At 69.0% G+C, this 17582-nt stretch carries 13 protein-coding genes; 7 read left to right on the top strand and 6 right to left on the bottom strand.

Features of this window, described 5'->3' with window-relative positions; genetic code table 11:
* Positions 1-130 precede the first annotated feature (130 nt).
* A complete protein-coding gene (tnpA, locus tag OG568_RS00770) occupies positions 131-475 on the bottom strand; it encodes an IS200/IS605 family transposase (protein ID WP_329529820.1) in 345 nt (114 codons plus the stop codon).
* 33 nt (positions 476-508) lie between these two features.
* On the opposite strand from tnpA, the gene OG568_RS00765 reads away from it, so the two are divergent.
* Positions 509-1588: an RNA-guided endonuclease InsQ/TnpB family protein gene (locus OG568_RS00765; protein WP_329536225.1), complete on the top strand. Its 1080-nt coding sequence runs from the start codon at positions 509-511 to the stop codon at positions 1586-1588.
* A 57-nt stretch (positions 1589-1645) separates the two neighbouring features.
* On the opposite strand, the gene OG568_RS00760 is transcribed toward OG568_RS00765, so the two are convergent.
* Positions 1646-3160, bottom strand: a complete 1515-nt coding sequence (locus tag OG568_RS00760) for a 4-hydroxyphenylacetate 3-hydroxylase family protein (RefSeq protein ID WP_329529819.1) — start codon at positions 3158-3160, stop codon at positions 1646-1648.
* A 159-nt stretch (positions 3161-3319) separates the two neighbouring features.
* Between OG568_RS00760 and OG568_RS00755 the strand changes: the two genes are divergently transcribed.
* The 3 genes from OG568_RS00755 (at position 3320) to OG568_RS00745 (ending at position 9367) form a co-directional block, all read left to right on the top strand.
* Positions 3320-6181: a helix-turn-helix transcriptional regulator gene (locus OG568_RS00755; protein ID WP_329529818.1), complete on the top strand. Its 2862-nt coding sequence runs from the start codon at positions 3320-3322 to the stop codon at positions 6179-6181.
* Positions 6182-6550: 369 nt separating this feature from the next.
* A complete protein-coding gene (locus OG568_RS00750; protein ID WP_329529817.1) occupies positions 6551-7069 on the top strand; it encodes a hypothetical protein in 519 nt (172 codons plus the stop codon).
* A 714-nt stretch (positions 7070-7783) separates the two neighbouring features.
* Positions 7784-9367, top strand: a complete 1584-nt coding sequence (locus tag OG568_RS00745) for an FMN-binding glutamate synthase family protein (protein WP_329529816.1) — start codon at positions 7784-7786, stop codon at positions 9365-9367.
* Between the two features lie 297 nt (positions 9368-9664).
* Here OG568_RS00745 and OG568_RS00740 read toward each other — a convergent pair whose 3' ends face one another.
* Complete coding sequence (locus OG568_RS00740; RefSeq protein ID WP_329529815.1) at positions 9665-10030, bottom strand: hypothetical protein; 366 nt, start codon at positions 10028-10030, stop codon at positions 9665-9667.
* A 474-nt stretch (positions 10031-10504) separates the two neighbouring features.
* Positions 10505-12970, bottom strand: coding sequence for a penicillin acylase family protein (locus OG568_RS00735; RefSeq protein WP_329529814.1), 2466 nt, complete (start codon positions 12968-12970; stop codon positions 10505-10507).
* Between the two features lie 693 nt (positions 12971-13663).
* On the opposite strand from OG568_RS00735, the gene OG568_RS00730 reads away from it, so the two are divergent.
* Positions 13664-13939, top strand: coding sequence for a hypothetical protein (locus OG568_RS00730; RefSeq protein ID WP_266438586.1), 276 nt, complete (start codon positions 13664-13666; stop codon positions 13937-13939).
* Between the two features lie 261 nt (positions 13940-14200).
* Here the strand turns inward: OG568_RS00730 and OG568_RS00725 are convergent, their stop codons facing one another.
* Positions 14201-14860, bottom strand: coding sequence for an MSMEG_1061 family FMN-dependent PPOX-type flavoprotein (locus OG568_RS00725; protein WP_266594434.1), 660 nt, complete (start codon positions 14858-14860; stop codon positions 14201-14203).
* Positions 14861-14943: 83 nt separating this feature from the next.
* On the opposite strand from OG568_RS00725, the gene OG568_RS00720 reads away from it, so the two are divergent.
* The gene (locus OG568_RS00720; RefSeq protein WP_329529813.1) at positions 14944-15105 is read left to right on the top strand and encodes a hypothetical protein; all 162 of its coding nucleotides are present in this window, start codon (positions 14944-14946) and stop codon (positions 15103-15105) included.
* 520 nt (positions 15106-15625) lie between these two features.
* Here the strand turns inward: OG568_RS00720 and OG568_RS00715 are convergent.
* Entirely contained in the window at positions 15626-16243 is a 618-nt protein-coding gene (locus tag OG568_RS00715) for a hypothetical protein (protein WP_329529812.1), read from the bottom strand.
* A 566-nt stretch (positions 16244-16809) separates the two neighbouring features.
* On the opposite strand from OG568_RS00715, the gene OG568_RS00710 reads away from it, so the two are divergent.
* Positions 16810-17511 (top strand): trypsin-like serine peptidase, encoded by a 702-nt coding sequence (locus OG568_RS00710; protein WP_329529811.1) that lies wholly within the window; start codon positions 16810-16812, stop codon positions 17509-17511.
* The last annotated feature ends 71 nt before the right edge of the window (positions 17512-17582 follow it).

Here is a 17582-nt window from a genome sequence, read left to right as displayed (position 1 = left end):
TGGTGAAGCGAGTCTTGTCGTGGCGACGCGGAGCGTCGCGGATTCCGGGGCGGCGGAGCCGGATGGCCCGTGTTCACCACCCGTGGTGCAAAGCGTCGTGATGGCTGGTCCTGGCGGAGCCGGGTGATGCTCACACCGGCCGGTTCTGTTGCTGGATGTACTGCTCGACCACGGAGAGTGGAGCGCCGCCGAGGGTTCCTGCGAAGTAGCAACCGCGGGAGGAGACGCCCTTGCGGGAGTTGACGAGCTTGGTGACGGCGACCTTGGGCGGGAAGTTCACCAGGAGGTGGACGTGGTTGTCCTTGCCGTTGAACTCCACCGGTTCGCACGCGAAGTCCGCGCATACCGACCGCATGATCTCGTCCATGCACGTCAGGTGAGTGTCCGTGAACACCTTGTGCCGGAACTTGGTCACGAAGACCACGTGCACATGCATCACGAAAGCGTAGTGCCGGCCAGTTCTGATCTTCTGCATCTCGCACCAACCCAGGTACGTATCGTGGTCGCCCTGCAGCTTCGGTACAGCTTCCGCCTGTACCCGGACACGGCCCAGCGCATCGCCCTGGCCCAGGCGTTCGGGTGCGCCCGCGTCGTGTTCAACGACACGGTGCGCGCCCGTGAGGAAGCCCGGAAGGCGGGCGCGGCGTTCCCGGCGGCCGGTGAGCTGTCCAGGAAGCTGATCACCGAGGCGAAGCGGACGGTGGAGCGGTGCTGGCTGGCAGAGGTCTCCGTTGTGGTGCTCCAGCAGGCTCTGCGCGACGCCGAGGCCGCTTACCGCAACTTCTTCGCCTCCCTCAAGGGGGCCCGCAAGGGCCCCAGAGCTGGTGTGCCCCGGTTCAAGTCCCGCAAGGACAACCGTCAGTCGGTCCGGTTCACCGCCAACGCCCGCTGGTCGATCACCGGTTCCGGGAGGCTGAACCTGCCGAAGATCGGTGCGGTGAAGGTGAAGTGGTCACGCACCCTGCCCGCGCAGCCCTCCTCGGTCACCGTGATCAAGGACGCGGTCGGACGGTATTTCGCGTCCTTCGTCATCGACACGGACCCGGCCGCCGGCGCCCACCGGATGCCCGACAGTGACCAGACGGTCGGCATCGACCTGGGCCTGACGCATTTCGCGGTCCTCTCGGACGGCCGTGTGCGCCGCGAGTTCCACCACCAGCTCTCCACCAGGCTGATCCGCGAGAACCAAGCGATCGGTGTGGAGGACCTGGCGGTCAAGGGGCTGGCGCGCACCAGGCTGGCCAAGAGCGTGCATGACGCGGGCTGGGCGCAGTTCGTGGCCATGCTGGAGTACAAGGCGGTCAGGTACGGGCGCACCCTGGTGAAGATCGGCAGGTTCGAGCCGACCTCCCAGACCTGTTCCGCCTGCGGCGTCAAGGACGGTCCCAAGCCTCTCCACATCAGGGAGTGGACCTGCCCCGCGTGCGGCACGGTCCATGACCGGGACCACAATGCCGCGAAGAACGTGAAAACGGCCGCCGGACTGGCGGTCGCAGCCTGTGGAGCGCAGGTAAGACCCGGACTCCTCCTGGCACAGCGCGACGAAGCAGGAAGCCACGGATTCTCGCCCGAACACCGTGCCGCGTAGCGGCACAGGGTTCGGGCGAGAAGGCCAGAATCCTCGGGCTTCAGCCCGAGGAGCAAGTCAATTGGCGTCCTGGCGCCGGGCGTAGTCCGCCTGAGTCTTGTACGCGGTCTCCCCGTCGTCGCCCACGTTCTCGATGCCGCAGACCTTGCGCGCGAGGTCTGCCATGCTGCCGCTCGGGGACATCTCGGCGCGCTTCATGGTGAGGGTACGGATGGCCAGCAGGGGCGTGCCGTTGAAGTTCTCGAAGGTGGTGATGCGGTCGCCCCAGTCGGACAGGAACATGTCGCGGATCACCCGGCTGATCTTCAGCCGCTCGTAGGGCCTGCCGACCGGTCCGGTCTGCAACGCCTCCAGCCACGGCCGCAGTTCGGGCTGCTGCCACTGACCCTCGGTGGGGAAGATGAGCGCGGCACGACCGGACAGGTCGATGAGCTCGTGGGCCATCTCGGCGATGTGCTCGAGGTAGTACGCCCGCCCGAAGTCGAACATCAGGACGTTCGGCTTGTAGATGCCACCGGGGGTGAAGAACCCCTGGTCCTCCGAAGCGATCAGATGCGCCTTGAGCGTCTGGTGGAAGCCGGCGAACCGGGCGACCCGGGCCTGGACCGGCGGCAGCTGGTAGGTGCCGATGTGCTCGGTGATGAGCAGGGCCAGACCGAGCATCAGCTCGGCCTTCACCATCGCACGCATCGCCGAGTGGTAGTGCAGCCAGTCGAAGACGCGCTGCGGGTACAGCGACGCGTGCTGGGGGTTACCGATGTGGAAGACCCGGTTCCAGGGGATGAGCACGTCCTCGAACACGATGACGCTGTCCAGCTCGTCACCCTGCGAGGCGAGCGGGTGCTCCACCTCCTCGCCGTCCCGGACGTTGCTCTCCCGGCAGATGATGGTGACGCCGGGGGTGTCGGGCTTCACCGCCCCGTAGATGATCTGTTCCGCGATGATGCCGGGGCGGTAGAAGACGCCGATGTGGATCCAGTCCCCGAAGGCCGCGCCGGTGCTGATCGCCTTCACACCCCGCACGGTGATGCCCTCGTCCGAGGTGCCGACCACCTGCAGGGCAGGGGACTCGGCCTGCGCGGAATCGCGCGAGCGGTTCGCCTGCGGGTCGACGAAGGCCGGCGTCGCGTTGAGGTCACCGTCCCGCACCACGTTCCAGAAGTCGAGGATCCCCTCGGTCAGGTCCCTCCCGTCGGTCCCGACGGACTGGCTGCTCCAGGGCTCCGGGTCGTCGACGTAGGTCAGCAGGACGTAGTTGTTGACATCCGGCGTGCGCGGGATGGATCCGCCGCCGAGTTCCCGCTGCACCGTCTCCAGGTAGGTCCGCTTGCGCAGCAGCTCCTCCTTGGAGCGGTGCTGGAACCACGTCATGGACCGTCGGACGCCGTCCTCGTCCACGAACGTCATGACGTCCTGGAGGTCCGGGCGGTGGTGAAGGTCGTAGAACGCCGCGATGCTCCTGGCATACGCCCGGGTCTTCGGGTGCGTGGCCACGTTGTCGACGAGTTCGTCACCCACCCACACCTTGCGGCCGTCGTTCAGTGCCGCCAGGTATTCCTTGCCTGTACGCACGTCGTGCTCCTCTCCAGGGGCAACAGATCCGGATGGCACGGAGCATCCGTCGCGGCAGGGTGAGAGGACGGCGCGCAAGGGGCAATCACCCGGGTGAAAGCGGCGATCACCGGGGAATCCGCATTGAGGGCAGATGTGGCCGTGGGTCATGCTTGCCCCATGAGCAGCACAGACCCCGCTGACGGCCAGGCAGGCGGGCGTGGGCACCAGGCCACGGCCGGGCTGCGCCTGCGGGGGCGGGACCGCGAGATCGCGGCTGTGCGTGACGCGCTGGACGCGGTACGTGGCGGACGGGGTGCCTGTGTCGTCGTGGAAGGCACGCCCGGCGTCGGCAAGAGCCGGCTGCTCGCGGAGCTGGACGAGATGGCGCGGCGGTCCGGCTTCGATGTGGTGTCGGTACGGGCCGATGAGCTCGACCAGTACGCGGCGGGAGCCGCCCTGCAGTCCGCCCTGCAATCCGCCCCGCAGTCCTTTGACGGTTCCGACCGGGCCGCCGCAGCCGTCGACGACCAGCGGCTCTGGCTGCTGGACAGCATCACGGACGCTCTGGAGGACCGGGCTCAGCGCGCCCCGGTGGCCGTGCTCGTGGACGACGCGCAGTGGGCGGATCCGGCCACGCTCTTCGTGCTGCGCACCCTGCCCGGACGGCTGGCCGCCTCGCGGATCCTGTGGGTGCTGGCGGTACGGTCGGACACCGAGCGGCCGACCGTGGCCAGGGTGCGGGAGGACCTCGAGCACCTCGGAGCCCGATGGCTGACCCTCGGCCCCCTGCCACAGCAGGAACTGCAGCACATCGCGACCGACGTCCTCGGGGTGAGGCCGTCACCCGGTCTGGTCAGACTCCTGCGGGGCGTCGGCGGCAATCCCTTCCTGGCGATCGAACTGGTACGCGCTTTCGCCGACACGGACGCCGCCATGGAGGCGGGCGAGGCGAGCCTCCTGCACGACGGCATCCCCGCCAGTTTCCGGCGGAGTATCACCGCGCGCCTGGAACGGCTCCCGGAAGATGCCGTGCGCCTGCTGCAGGTCGGATCCGTCCTCGGCCGCGAATTCGACTTCGGCACAGCCGCCCGGATGCTCGGCAGGCCGGTCGGCAGCCTGCTGTCGGGCGCCGAGGCCGCCCTGAACGCCGGCCTGCTCTCGGCCGACGGCCCGCGACTCGCCTTCCGTCACGACCTCATACGGCAGGCCTTCCACGAGAACCTGCCCCTGGCCATCCGGACCGCCCTGCACCGGGAGGCGGCCGACAGTCTGCGGGGCATCGGGGCACGATCGGCCGAGGTGGCCTGGCACGTCGTCATGTCAGGAGGCCCGGTCGACGACGAGGCCGTGACCACGCTGACCACCGCCGTACGGGAACTGTCGTCGTCGGCCCCCGACGCGGCCGCGGACCTGGCCCAGCGGGTCGCCGGACTGCTGCCCCCACACGACCGGCGTCGCATCCCCCTGCTGACCGATGCCGCCGAGTACCTCGGCCGGACCCGCCGGGTCCACGAGGCACTCGACCTGGTCGACGCCACTTTGCCGGAAGGACTCGAGCCATTGCAGGAGGCATGCCTGCGCCTGGTGGCCGCCGAGATCCACCAGGCCGCGGGCGACGACGCCGCCGCGATGACACACCTCCAGCAGGCACTGGACCTCCCCGCACTGCCGGCCGACCTGCGCGTGCGGCTGCTGAAGACCAAGGCGACGGGCCACGTCTACCTCGGGGACATCACCGCTGCCGAACAGACCGGCCCCTGGCTGGTCGAGGCCTCCTACCGCAGCGACGATCCGGCCGTCGTCGTCAGCGCCATGGTGTTCCAGTCGCAGACGTCCTTCTACCGTGGGCGCCTGCCCCGCGCCCTCGAGCTCGCCGAGGAGGCCACCCGACGCGCCGGCACCCAGTCCGCCGCACTGTACCTGCGGCCCCCGCGGATCCCGGCGCTGTGGCTGGCCACCGTGCTGACCGCCACCGACCGGCTCGCGGACACCGAGCGCATCCTGCGGGAGGGACAGCGCGAAGCGGAGGCGATGGGCCTGGGCTGGTCACTGCCTCACTGGCATGCCGCCCGTGCCTGCGCACTACTCGAACAAGGAGCGCTGGACGACGCGGCCGTGGAGGCCGAGTCCAGTCTGATGGTGGCGGACGAACTCGAGATCACTCTGCCGAATCCGCAGGCCCGCTCCGTGCTGGCGATGGTGGAGATCAGACGCGGTGACCTCACCAAGGCCAGGGACCACCTCCGCGCCGCCGAAACCGCTCCCGGCACGCACACACAGCGCTACGGCCCGTGGGTGTCTCTCGCGCACGCCGCTCTGGCGGACGCGGAGGGCGAAGACGGCGAAGCGGCGGTGGCACTCACGGCAAGCTTCACAAGCCGTGAGCCGACGCGGCTGCTCGCGATACCTCCGTCCCACTGGCCCGGGATCGTACGCATCGCGCTCCGCGGCGAAGACCCCTCGGTCGCGCAGGCCGTGTCCGGCGCACTGCGCGGCCTGACCGCACAGGACGAGAGCCGGCAGATCATCGAGGCCGTCCGCGCCCACATCGACGGCCTGCTCCACCGCGACCCCCGTGCACTGGAGACCGCCATCACCGGCTACCGCAGCACCGGCAGGCCGTTGGCCCTGGCGGCGGCCTGCGAGGACCTCGGCGAGCTCATGACCGCATCGGGCGATACGACGTCGGCGATCCCGTACTTCGAAGAATCGGGTCACCTGGCGTCGGCCTCAGGAGCCGGGCGCGATCAAGAACGGATCAGGGGGCGCCTGCGCCAGCTCGGCGTACGCACCGCCCCCGTGCGCAACCACACGGCCGGCCCCCAGGAGTGGGGGAACCTGACCGAATCCGAGCGGAAGGTGATCCCGCTCGTCCTTGAGGGCATCACCAACCGGGCCATCGCCGACCGGCTCTACGTGTCCGTGCACACCGTCAACACGCATATGAAGCACATCTTCACCAAACTCGGCATCAACTCGCGGGTCGAGCTGACCCGGCTGGCGATCGAGCGGGGCATCAGCGTCGACGGAGCCGACTGAGCGGTGCACCGACCGCAGGACACGGTGGCAGGGATCCCTTGAATGGGTGACGCCCGGCTTGGGCACCACCCGTGATGCTGGATGCCACGGCGTGGCCTCCGCCACGGCACCGTCATTCATCAGGAAGTGACGCCTCATGAACACGATGCGCGCGGCACGCGCCCACCGATACGGAGGCACCGGACCCACCTGGACCGACAGCCTCGACGGATCCGGGCGTGAGTGGTCAGCCGTCATTCCCGCACACGAGGCGTCCGGCGTCGTGGCGTCGCTCCGCCCGGCCCCGGCGCACTCGACTCCACCAGCGAGTTGATCGTCCCCCTCGCACAACCCGCGCCGCGTACAAGGCGCCCGAGAAGGAGCACCGGCGTGACAAGGTCGTCATCCATGTCGCGGAAGGACGGTCAACCGCAGCCCAGGGCGGTCGGGCCCGATGCCCGTACGGGCCCGGAGCGCGGATACCGCGGCCGACTCCGGGCCGCTGTGACCGCGAGCGCGGCCCCGCACGGATACACCCTGGCGCTGTGGACCGCCACCGCGGTGACGTCGTCCGAACGGGGCGCCCCCAGGGCAGCCGAAGTCCTGGCGCTCCTTGCCGGTGCGACGCTCACCTTCGTCGCGCTGGCCGCCGTCGCACACGGCGGCGCCCCCATGATGACGGACAGATCCGCCCCGGCCGGTACGCGGATCTGGGCGGCCTTCCATCTGCCCATGGCGGCTTGCGCCGCGCTGGTCACCCTGTTGCTGACACGGTGTTGCTCAGGTCCCCTCCTGTGGGGGCTCGTCGGGACGACCACGACCGCCGTGTACCTGCTGGGTGTCAGCGCCCAGTTCCTCTGCTTCGCAGTTCGCCATGTCACCGAGAATCCACAGGACACTCAACCATAAGAGGTCCAGCGTCTCCCTCGCGCAATTTCGTCGCGTACCGAAGACTACGCTCTCGTGCTTGACGCCCAGGGTGAAGTGATCGGTGAGGGGTGCGATTTTTCCAGGTGTATAAGTGAATACCTGGGGAGAGAGGACCTCGAATAAGGCCGTGTCCTGTGTGCGGGCGAGTGGGCGGTCGGGATGGCGCCGCTGGTCGATCGCCGTGATGTGCTGTGACGAGCCGGGCGAGGCCTTCCGGCTGATCTGCCGGCCGTGCCGCCACCGTTAGCACCGAGGCAAAGGGCGCAATGCTGGTGGGGCCAGGTCAATCACTAGATTATGCGATGCGCCTCAGCGGCCATCCGGCGCACTCTGGGCGGATGGGGAATGCGCGCCGTTCGGGACGGATGCCGGTCGGAGCCGGCCCTTAGTGAGGGCGTCGACCGCGGCAGGCGGTGACGCGGTCCGGGAGCGGGCGGCCTTGCGGCGCTCGGGCCACGGACCACCGGAGCCCGAGATCGTCAACCGGCCGGCCTCGGGTCAGGGGCCGCGCACCCGCGGGTGGCGGCAGCCGCCCAGCCCTCTACCCCCTCCCCGCGGCCCGGATCTCGGCCCGCTCCACCCTTCGTGCAATCCGCGCACGTCGATCCGGCAGAGATTGCGTCCGCCAAATGTGCCGGATATCGCATCAGTTGGGCATTGTTGTGCATCCCGGGAAGGATGTATGTTCCATGCATGATCAGAATTGCAGTGATCGGATTCATCGGGGTCGTCGCAATCGCCTTTGGTGTCACGGCGTTGACCGTCTCACCCTGGTGGTGGCCGGTCGCCGTATTGTGCGCGGCGATAGCCGGAGTCGGCACTCATGATCTGCTTCAAAGACGCCATTCAATCCTGCGCAACTATCCGGTGCTGGGACATATCCGCTTCATGCTGGAGTCGATCCGGCCGGAGTTGCAGCAGTATTTCATTGAGCGCAATTACGACGGCCGTCCGTTCGACCGGGATGTGCGCAGTCTCGTCTACCAGCGCGCCAAGGGAGACGAAGCGGAGCTTCCGTTCGGAACCGAGCGGAACGTCTACGCCGAGGGCTACGAATACTTCGAATCGTCGATCAGGCCACTCGCGGTGGGGGTGGAGGAGCCCCGGGTCCGCATCGGCGGCCCGGACTGCACCAAGCCCTACGACATGTCCTTGCTCAACGTCTCGGCGATGAGCTTCGGTTCGCTGTCCGCCAACGCCATCCTCGCCCTGAACCGGGGGGCCGCCCTCGGAGGCTTCGCCCACGACACCGGCGAAGGCGGCCTGTCGGACTACCACCTGCGCCACGGCGGTGACCTGGTGTGGGAGGTCGGCACCGCGTACTTCGGCTGCCGCACCGCGGACGGAGGCTTCGACCGCGCGCGGTTCGCCGAAAAGGCCGCTCACGACAACGTGAAATGCGTGTCACTCAAGCTGTCCCAGGGAGCCAAGCCCGGCATCGGGGGAGTGCTGCCCGGAGAGAAGGTCACCGCCGAGATCGCCCGGGTGCGCGAGGTTCCCGAGGGGAAGACCGTCATCTCGCCCCCCTACCACCAGGTCTTCGGCACGCCCCGGGAGCTGATCCGGTTCATCGCCGAAATGCGCGAGCTGTCCGGGGGCAAGCCGGTCGGCTTCAAACTGTGTGTGGGCTCCCGGCGCGAGTTCCTGGCGGTGTGCAAGGCCATGGTCGAAGAGGGCACCGCGCCGGACTTCATCATCGTGGACGGAGCGGAGGGCGGCACCGGAGCGGCCCCGCTGGAGTTCGCCGACCACCTCGGCAGCCCACTCACCGAGGGACTCATCACCGTCCACAATGCCCTGGTCGGCGTCGGCCTGCGGGACCGGATCAAGATCGGTGCCAGCGGCAAGGTGGCCACGGGAGCCGACATCGTCAAGCGCATCGTGCAAGGCGCCGACTTCACCAATTCGGCACGCGCCATGATGTTCGCCATCGGATGCATCCAGGCGCAGAGCTGCCACACCAACGCCTGCCCCGTCGGCGTCGCCACACAGGATCCGCGCCGCGCACGCGCCTTGCACGTCGACGACAAGTCGGCCCGGGTCCACCGCTTCCAGTCCGCCACGGTGAAAAGCGCACAGCAGATCATCGCCTCGCTGGGCGTGAGCGAACCCGCCGAACTGCGCCCGCACATGCTGCGCCGGCGTGTGGACCCGGTCACCGTCCAGTCCTACGCGGAACTCTACGACTGGCTGGCTCCCGGGCAGTTGCTGATCGAGCCGCCCGAGTCCTGGGCAGCGCACTGGAAGGCCGCCGATCCCGACCGCTTCAGCGCATGACACGTCTCGCGGCGGTGAGAGGGCGGGGCCGCCCTCGGGACCCAGCACTGTGATTTCCCGGTCCGTCCGTGCGGGTCATGATGTCTGCGCGGACGAGGGCGGCCGGGTCGCTCGTCCAGCCAGGGCGTCGACGCACGCCGGACTGCTGCCGGCGCCTGTGCAGACGGCGGCGCTCGAGGCGACCCTGCGCGCGCAACGAGGCCGCCCCCTGAGTGAGCGAGGTCGCCTTCGTACGCGGGGAGTTCCTGGCACGCCGGCGGACGTGGCGTCGCACAGCCTGGGCATCCTGGAGATCGGCTACGGGCGGCCCGCGGAGGCGGTGAGGCATCTGCGGTTCGCTCTCACCACCCCCTGCTTCTTCGTCTCCACCCGCGTGCTGCCCGTCCGGCAGAGGCGGCGGCCCGGGCCGACGAGCCGGAACTTGCATGCCGCGCGGCGGACCAGCTGTCTTTGTCGACGCAGGCGAGCGGCACGCCCCTCGGCCTCGGAGTCGATGCCAGAACCCGCGCCCTGGTGGCCGACGACGCCCTCGCGGAAGATCTGTACGTGTCCGCTCTCGGCCATCTGCCCCAGACCCGCGCCGTGCCGCAGGTGGCCCGGACCCATCAGCTGTACGGCGAGTGGCTGCGGCGCCGGCGCGGACGCCGGGAGGCGCGTGAACAACTGCGCACCGCGTACGAGATGTTCTCCTCGCTGGGGACGAGAGGATTCGCCGAACGGGCCCGCGCCGACTCCCGCACCCAGCTCGCGTGCATCATGCTCCGCGCCGACTGCCATTGTTTGGTCGCCGGAACAGCCCTGCCGAACAATGCGCTGGCCGCTGAACTCGGTGTGACGAGCCGACGAGGACCCCGTCCGGCACGACGGACTGCCGGGCGGTCACGTGGCTCGGTTCAGGGGGACGGGGGATGGGGGGACGGGGGACGGGTGACGGGGGACGCGGATCGGTATCCGTCGTGCAGAGATGCCGACGGATGCCGATCCGCGGTAGGCCCCGTGATGCAGCAGGCGGAGGGGTGTTCCGGAAGGCCGACACCAGCAGGCCCGGCGGGAGTTGGGTTCGCGAACGCTTGCGCTCGGGCCGGTTCGGGTGCTGGTGGTCACCGCACCCGAACCGGCCCGCTTCACGTCGCTGGGTCAGCTGTGCAAGGTCGTCACCTTCAGGGCCGGGTCGCCGGCGATCTCCGCTTGTGTGAAGCGTTCGGTGACCCACTGCTTGCGGGAGAAGAGGCGGGTCTGGTCCGCATAGTGGGGTGAGGCCGGGTTGGCCGACTCGCCGTAGGTGAGGAGGGTGTGGGCGCGGGGACCGTCGGCGGTCAGTTCGACGGCCATCAGGAAGCTGGTGCCGAAGGCGCCGGCGGGCGGGGTGCCGGTGCCCGAGTCGGGGCCTGCCTCCACGACGTCGAAGCAGCCCACGTCGCAGCCGGGCAGCGGGATGCCCGCCCACTTCTGTACGGCGCCGAGTTCGGTGTCGACCGGGAGGTCACGGGCGGCGAAGTCCTGGACGGCGGAGGCCAGGGCGCGCTGGACGCGCATGTCGTCGCCGTTGATGCCGCGCGGCGTGGTGAGGGGCTGGGCGGGGTCGTAGGGGACGCGGTGCCAGGTGTCGGGCGGGCCTTCGCCCAGGAGGTGGGCGTAGAAGGTGATCCAGAGCGCGGCGCCCCGGCTGGTGGCGTCGGCGCGGGTGTCCCAGCGGGCGAGGGTCGTGCAGGCCTGCCGTACGTCGACCTCCTTGCCGTCCGCGGCCGTCAGGCTCGGGTGGGCGCGGCACATGTCGACCACGTCGTCGCGGCCCGTCTCGGCCGACAGGACACGGTTGCCGAGCATCGACGCGCGCAGGGTGTCCTCGGTGAAGCCCGGGGCGCCGAGTCCGTCCGTGCCGTCCCGGCGTTGGGCGATCATGCGGAGTCCGAGCTGGGGCCGCTGGTCGAGACGGGGATCGATGTCGTACACGCCGGGGAGGCCGGTGAGGGGCGCCTCGGGGTTGGTGTACTGGGGCCCGTTGTTGGAGTTGGCGACGTAGTCGGTGCGGCTCAGCTTCGGCTGGTGGGAGGGGCCGTAGACGCCCGGCACGAGCGCGTCGGGGTCGCTGCCCCAGGCGCAGGACGACGTCGAACCGTCCAGGGCGGCGGGCGTCTCCTCGCCGGCCGGAAGGGTGCAGCGTCCCAGCTGTGCGTCGGTGAGGTGCGGGACGGCCGAGGAGTCGGTGAAGTACGTGCCGCCGCTGGTGTCGGCCGCGAGGGTGTAGGTCCAGGGGATGCCCTGGTAGGTGTTCTGGGCGGTGCGCAGCTGGGCGAGGTTGTGGGCCTTGCCCATGGCCAGCCAGGCGTTCATGGAGCGCAGGTTGTCGGCGTTGGCGTCGCGGATGGCGTAGGCGGTCTTCGTGGTCCAGGCGGAGGAGAGGACCGGGCCGAAGCGTGAGGTGTACAGGGTGCGGTCGACGGTCGACAGCTTGCCGTTCTCATCGCGGACGCTGACCGGGACCGTGCGGCGTTTCATCCGCTCGGCCTTCCCGTCGACCACGTAGCTGGTCGGGTCGCCGGGCACGAGTTTCAGGGCGTAGAAGGAGGCGTGCTGGGCGTCGCTCGCGGTGTGCGTCCAGGCGAGGTTCTGGTTGTGGCCGATCTCGACCAGGGGAGTGCCGTACAGGCCGGCGCCGGACACGTCCAGGGTGCCGGGGATCGTCAACTGCACCTGGTAGAAGCGGAAGTTGCCGACGGTCCAGGGAAGGTGCGGGTTGGTGAGGACCATCGCGTTGCCGGTGCGGGTGGCGTCCCGGCCGAGCGCCCAGCCGTTGCTGCCGACGTCGGCCGTGGCGAGGCCCTGCGCGTCCGGGGCGCCCGGGGCGATGGGCGTCGCGGCCGTCGCGCCGGAGGTCTCGGAGGGCGCCTCGCCCTTGCTGTCCGGGGTGTTGGGGGCCTCCGTGCCGCCCGCGTCCGCCGTCGGGGGCTTCGCGTCGCCGATGTCCGGCGCCAGCGGCACCTCCGCGGTCACCTTGTTGACGTCGTACACGACGCTCCACAGGTCGAGCGGGGTGATCGGCCGCACCCAGGGCTTGCCCTTGCAGCGCGGGTCCGGCAGCTTGCCGACGTCCGTGTCCCGCAGATAGCGGTTGTACCCGGCGGCGTACCCCTCGACCATCCGGCGCAGCTCCGCCGTCGGTCCCAGCGGTGCCTTACGGTCGAGCAGCCGCTGGACGGTGCCCGCGCGCCGTTGCCCCTTGTAGTACGTGTCGCTCGCGAGGTTGGAGCCCTCGCCGGACTCCCCGTCGGGCCCGAAGAACCGGGACCGCTCGCCCCGTAATGTCACCACCTGGTCGGCGAGTTCGCACACGTTGTCCTGCGCGAACGCGTAGCCGTAGCCGTATCCGAGCCCGTCGAAGTCACGGGCCAGGATGTGCGGGATGCCGTACTCGGTCCGGCTGATTCGGGCCGTGTGCCCGCCCGCGGCCACCGTCTCGCCGCCCGGCCCCGTCGCGGCGGACGAGGGCGCGGGCAGCAGGGCCACGGTGGCCGAGGTGAGACAGAGGGCGGCCGCGACGGCCGCCAACCGGCCTGACAGAGAATATCTTTGATGCTTCGTCAGTGCTCTGGGTTCACCCATGGCTGCCACCCTTCAGGGTGAACCGACGGGTGGCATCGAGCCTCCGGCGGATTTCCGGGCGGCGTGTCAGTCCGGGGATGTACGCCTTTGGGCCCTGCCGGCCGTCCGGCCCGCTGTCTGTCGCGTCCTTCGGAATGTGGACTTGGACCATCGACGCGCCACCACACCGCGAAAGTCGGCGGTGGCGACGTTCTCAACCCAGCGTGAGCCATCGGATGTCGGGGCGGCTGACGTCCAAGGCTTCCTCCCTGGTGACCGGCTCGCGCCCCAGAGCGTCGGCCAGGTCCAGACCGTGCACGGCGACCTCGACCACGCGCGTCAGCAGGAACGCGCGAGGTGCCCCGACTCAAGACGAAAAGCCTCAACCACCCGCCCCTGATCCATGCCGGTCAGGCCACCCAACCAGAACTGGTGCAGCAGCAGATCGCACACGTGCTCCGTGTCCTCGATACGGCCGAGGTCGCGTCCGGTGCATGTCGGGGCTGGTCACTCCTCGCCGTGCGCCGGTTGACCGCGCGCGACCAAGGGGAGCTCAGTCAACCTCTGTTCCTGCAGTAATTGATGCTCTGGTCAGGAGGCTGGTATCAGGTCGTTCCCGTATCTGTTTTGAGACGTCACTATTCGTGTGAGTTTCGGACAAGACGGGTAATCCGTCGCTAGAGTGCCTGCGTTTCGATGCACCCAGGGGGACTCGTGGAACTACTTGTTCGATTTCTGATTGCGGTCATCGGTGGGCTTCTGTGCCTCTTCATGACGTGCTTGCTCGCCGCGAGCGGCTTCCTGCTTGCCGTCGCCTGCATCGTGTTCGCGTGCGTTGTCGGGGTCCTCGCCGGCGTTCTGGGCGGCAAGGGAGGGCGGGAGTTCGCGATGGACACGGCCCGGACTCCGATGAAGACTCTGCGGGCCACGGGCCGTGGAGTTGCGGGGATCTGGGAATTCTGGTCGGAAATGGTCTCCAACAATGGCTGAGTGCTTCTCAGCGTCACTCGTGTGAGAGCCACCCGGCCAGGAAGCCGCGCACATCAGGACGGTTACGTCCGCCACCCGTTCTGAGGCGGACGAGAAGTGCTCAGCCAACTGCGCAGGTACAAGACTGTGTGTCCGTGTCGGGCCCGGGTGACCAGCCCAGCGCGATGCAGGACGCCCAACGGGCTGCCCCGCGATTGATCTTGGGGCGTGCCGGCCTTGAGGTTCGGCCGGCTGGTGGTTCAGCAATCGCAGGTCGGCCCGTTACTCGTACCGGTACTTCAGCGAGTCCGCCTCCGCCTGCTCGATGTCGGCGATCGTCAGCTCCGGCATCCGCAGTTGGGCCAGGGTCACCTCGGCCGAGGCCGGCTGGGCGTCCGCCGGCAGCCACTCCTCCGGCTTCCAGGCCCCGCTGCGCAGCAGCGACTTGGGGCAGTGCGGGTAGACCTCCTCGATCCCCAGCACCAGCGCACTGGCCGGCGGCTTGCCCACGGCGGTCAGCTGCGACAGCAGCTCCGGGCGGGTGGAGACGCAGGCCCGGCCGTTCACCCTGAGCGTCGTGGTGCGCCCCGGAATGACGAACAGCAGCCCGGCCCGTCCGGTGGCGATGACGTTCTGCAGGGTGTCCAGACGCTTGTTGCCGGTCGCGTCCGGTATCGCCACCGTCCGTGTGTCCAGGACGGCGACGAACCCGGCGGGGCCGCCGCGCGGGGAGACGTCACAGTTGCCCTCGGCATCCGCGCTGGCGACCAGGACCAGCGATGAGCAGCCGATCAACCGCCGGGTCTGCTCGGTGAGTTCGGTCATCTGCTTGCGCACGGCCGCGGCGCCGGGGAGTTCGTAGACCCGGCGCAACGCCTCCTGGTCGGGCACGGCGTCGAGGCGGAGCGAGTCGAAGGCACTGCCGGCAAGAGGTGTCGTCATGCCTCCGACCCTAATGGGCCGACCCGCGATCGATCTTGGCCGGTGAGTGTGGGGACAGACATGCCGCGGCCGAGGACGTCTCCGTGCGGATCGACGGGATGCAGACCCAGGTCCGCCGCCCACGCGCGGGCCGTCCCGGCCGACGGCCCTTCGTCCGCGGCGAGCGCAGGCAGAACGCGAGCGACGAGGCGTCCCGGGTTCACGGCGCCACCCTCACCGTCGACGGCGGATTCACCGCGGGGTAGTGGCGCGGCGGTGCGGTGGGGAGGGCCGCGTGCGATCTCTCGGTTTGGTGTCAGTGGTGTCAGTGGAGTCATGACAGTGACGGCGTGTCAGGGATGGGTGCCGGTGCTGGTGGCGCGGTTGCTTGAGCTGGGGCGCGTGGCAGGAGGTTCCGCGTCTGTCCGGAGCGGAGACGGCGTCCGCGGTCGACCGGCTTCCACCCGTTGCGGGAACTGTCCCGGCCCAGGAACTCGAGCGCACCGGGCACCTGCCCGCTCCAAGCATCCCCGCTCCCACGCCGGTCCCGCCACGCGCCCAGCAGGAACGCGGCGTGACGCTTCCGCTGTAGTGCTCACTGTGAGTGAAGCGCCGGCCTTGGGGATTGCGCGCAGTTGCCCGTAGCGGTTGCCGCTCGACGGAACGCGCCACTCCGACGGCCCGGCCCGCGAGACGACGGAAAGGAGTTTGATCGATCCGGCAGGCCCAACCCGATCCACCTGTTCTATCGGCGCAGAACTGTCCTATCGGCACAAGACGCATGCGTCAGAGTCGCTTGACGGCGAGTCGTTGGTCATGGGCGTCGAGGACTATGAGGTTCCTTGCCGCTCCATCGCCGTCGTCCCCGTCCCACCAGTCCGCGAAGGCGGCGGCCAGCGCTTCCGCGCCCGCCTTGTTCGAGTCGGTCCGCAACTCGACGTCGTAGTCGGGATCCACGAGGTCGACGGTGGAAACCTTGGTGACGTGGCGGGCCGCATTCGCCTCGCCACCGTCGCGGGCCCATGCCTTGAAGTCGGCGAGGAGCCGACCGTTCGCCTCCCGCCTGGAGACGGCGTGCGCCGGGGGCCGCTTCGGGCTGTTGCTGACACCGTCATGGCAGCCCTGCACCCACGCCCCGCGGTCCATATCGCCGGCATCGTCGGCTTCCAGGGCCCGGTGGGCGCATCCTCCTCCGACGACCTCACGCACAGCGGCACCCTTGCCGCCCGCGTCGTAGATGTCCTTGCCCGCTTTGTACCCCGCGGCGTAGGCCACCTTGAAGTCGGGCGCGGCTGTGCTGTGTTCGGCGGGCGAGGACGAGGACTCCGAGTGCCCGGTGGGCGGGTTCGTGGTGCCGCAAGCCGCCGCGGTCAGGCAGGTCAGAGTGAGGGAGGCCAAGAGCACGCCTAGGCGATGAGGGTGATGGTGTCCCGATCGCTGATTCACTGTCTGGTCTCCATTCGACTCCGGCGCGCCTGGTTAGAGGGGGCTTGTCGTCCGGTGGTTGCCCCGGTGACCGAACTTGTTTTATTTCCCTCACGCCTTGGATCGAAGGCCATGTATGGTCCATGATCTGCCACTGCGGGCCGCCTGACCACGGTCCGCGGATCGCATCTTCAGTGGGGGAAAAATTGTGGTTGAAGAATGGCCTTCTTTCCATAGCCGTGGCTGTGTCCACGCTTGTTGTCCAAGCGCCGGCGTGGGCTGATCCCACGCCCACGGAAGCAAGTGCCGGCTCGGAGCTCGGGAGACCGTCCCCGGAATCCGGCGTTCCGGGGGCCGGTACACCGTCGACCGGCCAATCCGAAAGACCCTGGGAAACCGAGAATCCGTCTCCGGATGTCACGAACTCCCTGTCTCCGAGCCCGTCACCACCGACGACTCAGAGTGCCGCCCCCTCACCCACCGGACCGGCGCCCACGCCCACGGCTACGCCGAGCGTCGATGAAAGCAGCGCCCCGGCAGGTGAGTTGGAGAAGTTCTGGACCCCGGAACGCATGGCGAAAGCCCAGCCGGTCGAGGAACAGCAGGCAAGGGAAGCGCAAATACCGGAATCCGTCCGCAAGGGACTGCTCCGTTCCCCGGCGCATCCGTTCGAGGGCATCAAGGAAGTCGGTACCTTCTACTGGGCCGACCGGAATGCCGACGGCGAACTGTATTACCGCTTCTGCGCCGGCACGGTAGTGCCGTCGCCGGGGAAGAACCTGGTGTTGACCGCAGCGCACTGCTTCGATAGTGCCGATCGGCAGCAAAACATGGTGTTCGTTCCGCAGCACAGCAAGAACAAGCCCCAGCCGCACGGAATTTTTCCCATCGCAAAGGGGCAGATCTATGCGGACCCGCGCTACATGCGCAGGGGTGGTGACAAGGACTTCACCGATCTGGACTTCGCGATCCTGAAGACCGAGCCCCGGTCGGACGGCAGGGAACTCGACTGTGACGGCTACGTGTCCGGTACCTCCGGCGGCCCGTTCATCACCGCGGGCAGCGAGAACCCGCAGGTCGTCGGTGTGACCGGCGGCTGGATGACCGGCGGGCATTCCGCGGACACGTCGTACTCGTCGTACTTCGACGGCGATCTGAAGCGCATCTACGAAGCCGCGGTGGCCGGCAGGAAGCCGGCCCCCATGCGTCGCTACGACACCCCCATCTACAACGTCCACTGTGGCTGAACAACGCCGTCCGACCCAGCCCACCGCAGCTGCCCGTCGGCCAGCGCACCGGCCCTGCCGCCGTATCCAGT

The organism is Streptomyces sp. NBC_01450 (genome assembly GCF_036227505.1).
Classification (GTDB): Bacteria; Actinomycetota; Actinomycetes; order Streptomycetales; family Streptomycetaceae; genus Streptomyces.
This window is presented reverse-complemented; position numbering and strand designations above follow the sequence as displayed.

Excerpts from the sequence above, each read along its gene's own strand:
- OG568_RS00735 (WP_329529814.1), bottom strand. The coding sequence starts at position 12,970 with ATGGGTGAACCCAGAGCACTGACGAAGCATCAAAGATATTCTCTGTCA.
- OG568_RS00755 (WP_329529818.1), top strand. The coding sequence starts at position 3,320 with ATGAGCAGCACAGACCCCGCTGACGGCCAGGCAGGCGGGCGTGGGCAC.
- OG568_RS00725 (WP_266594434.1), bottom strand. The coding sequence starts at position 14,860 with ATGACGACACCTCTTGCCGGCAGTGCCTTCGACTCGCTCCGCCTCGAC.
- OG568_RS00745 (WP_329529816.1), top strand. The coding sequence starts at position 7,784 with ATGATCAGAATTGCAGTGATCGGATTCATCGGGGTCGTCGCAATCGCC.
- tnpA (WP_329529820.1), bottom strand. The coding sequence starts at position 475 with ATGCAGAAGATCAGAACTGGCCGGCACTACGCTTTCGTGATGCATGTG.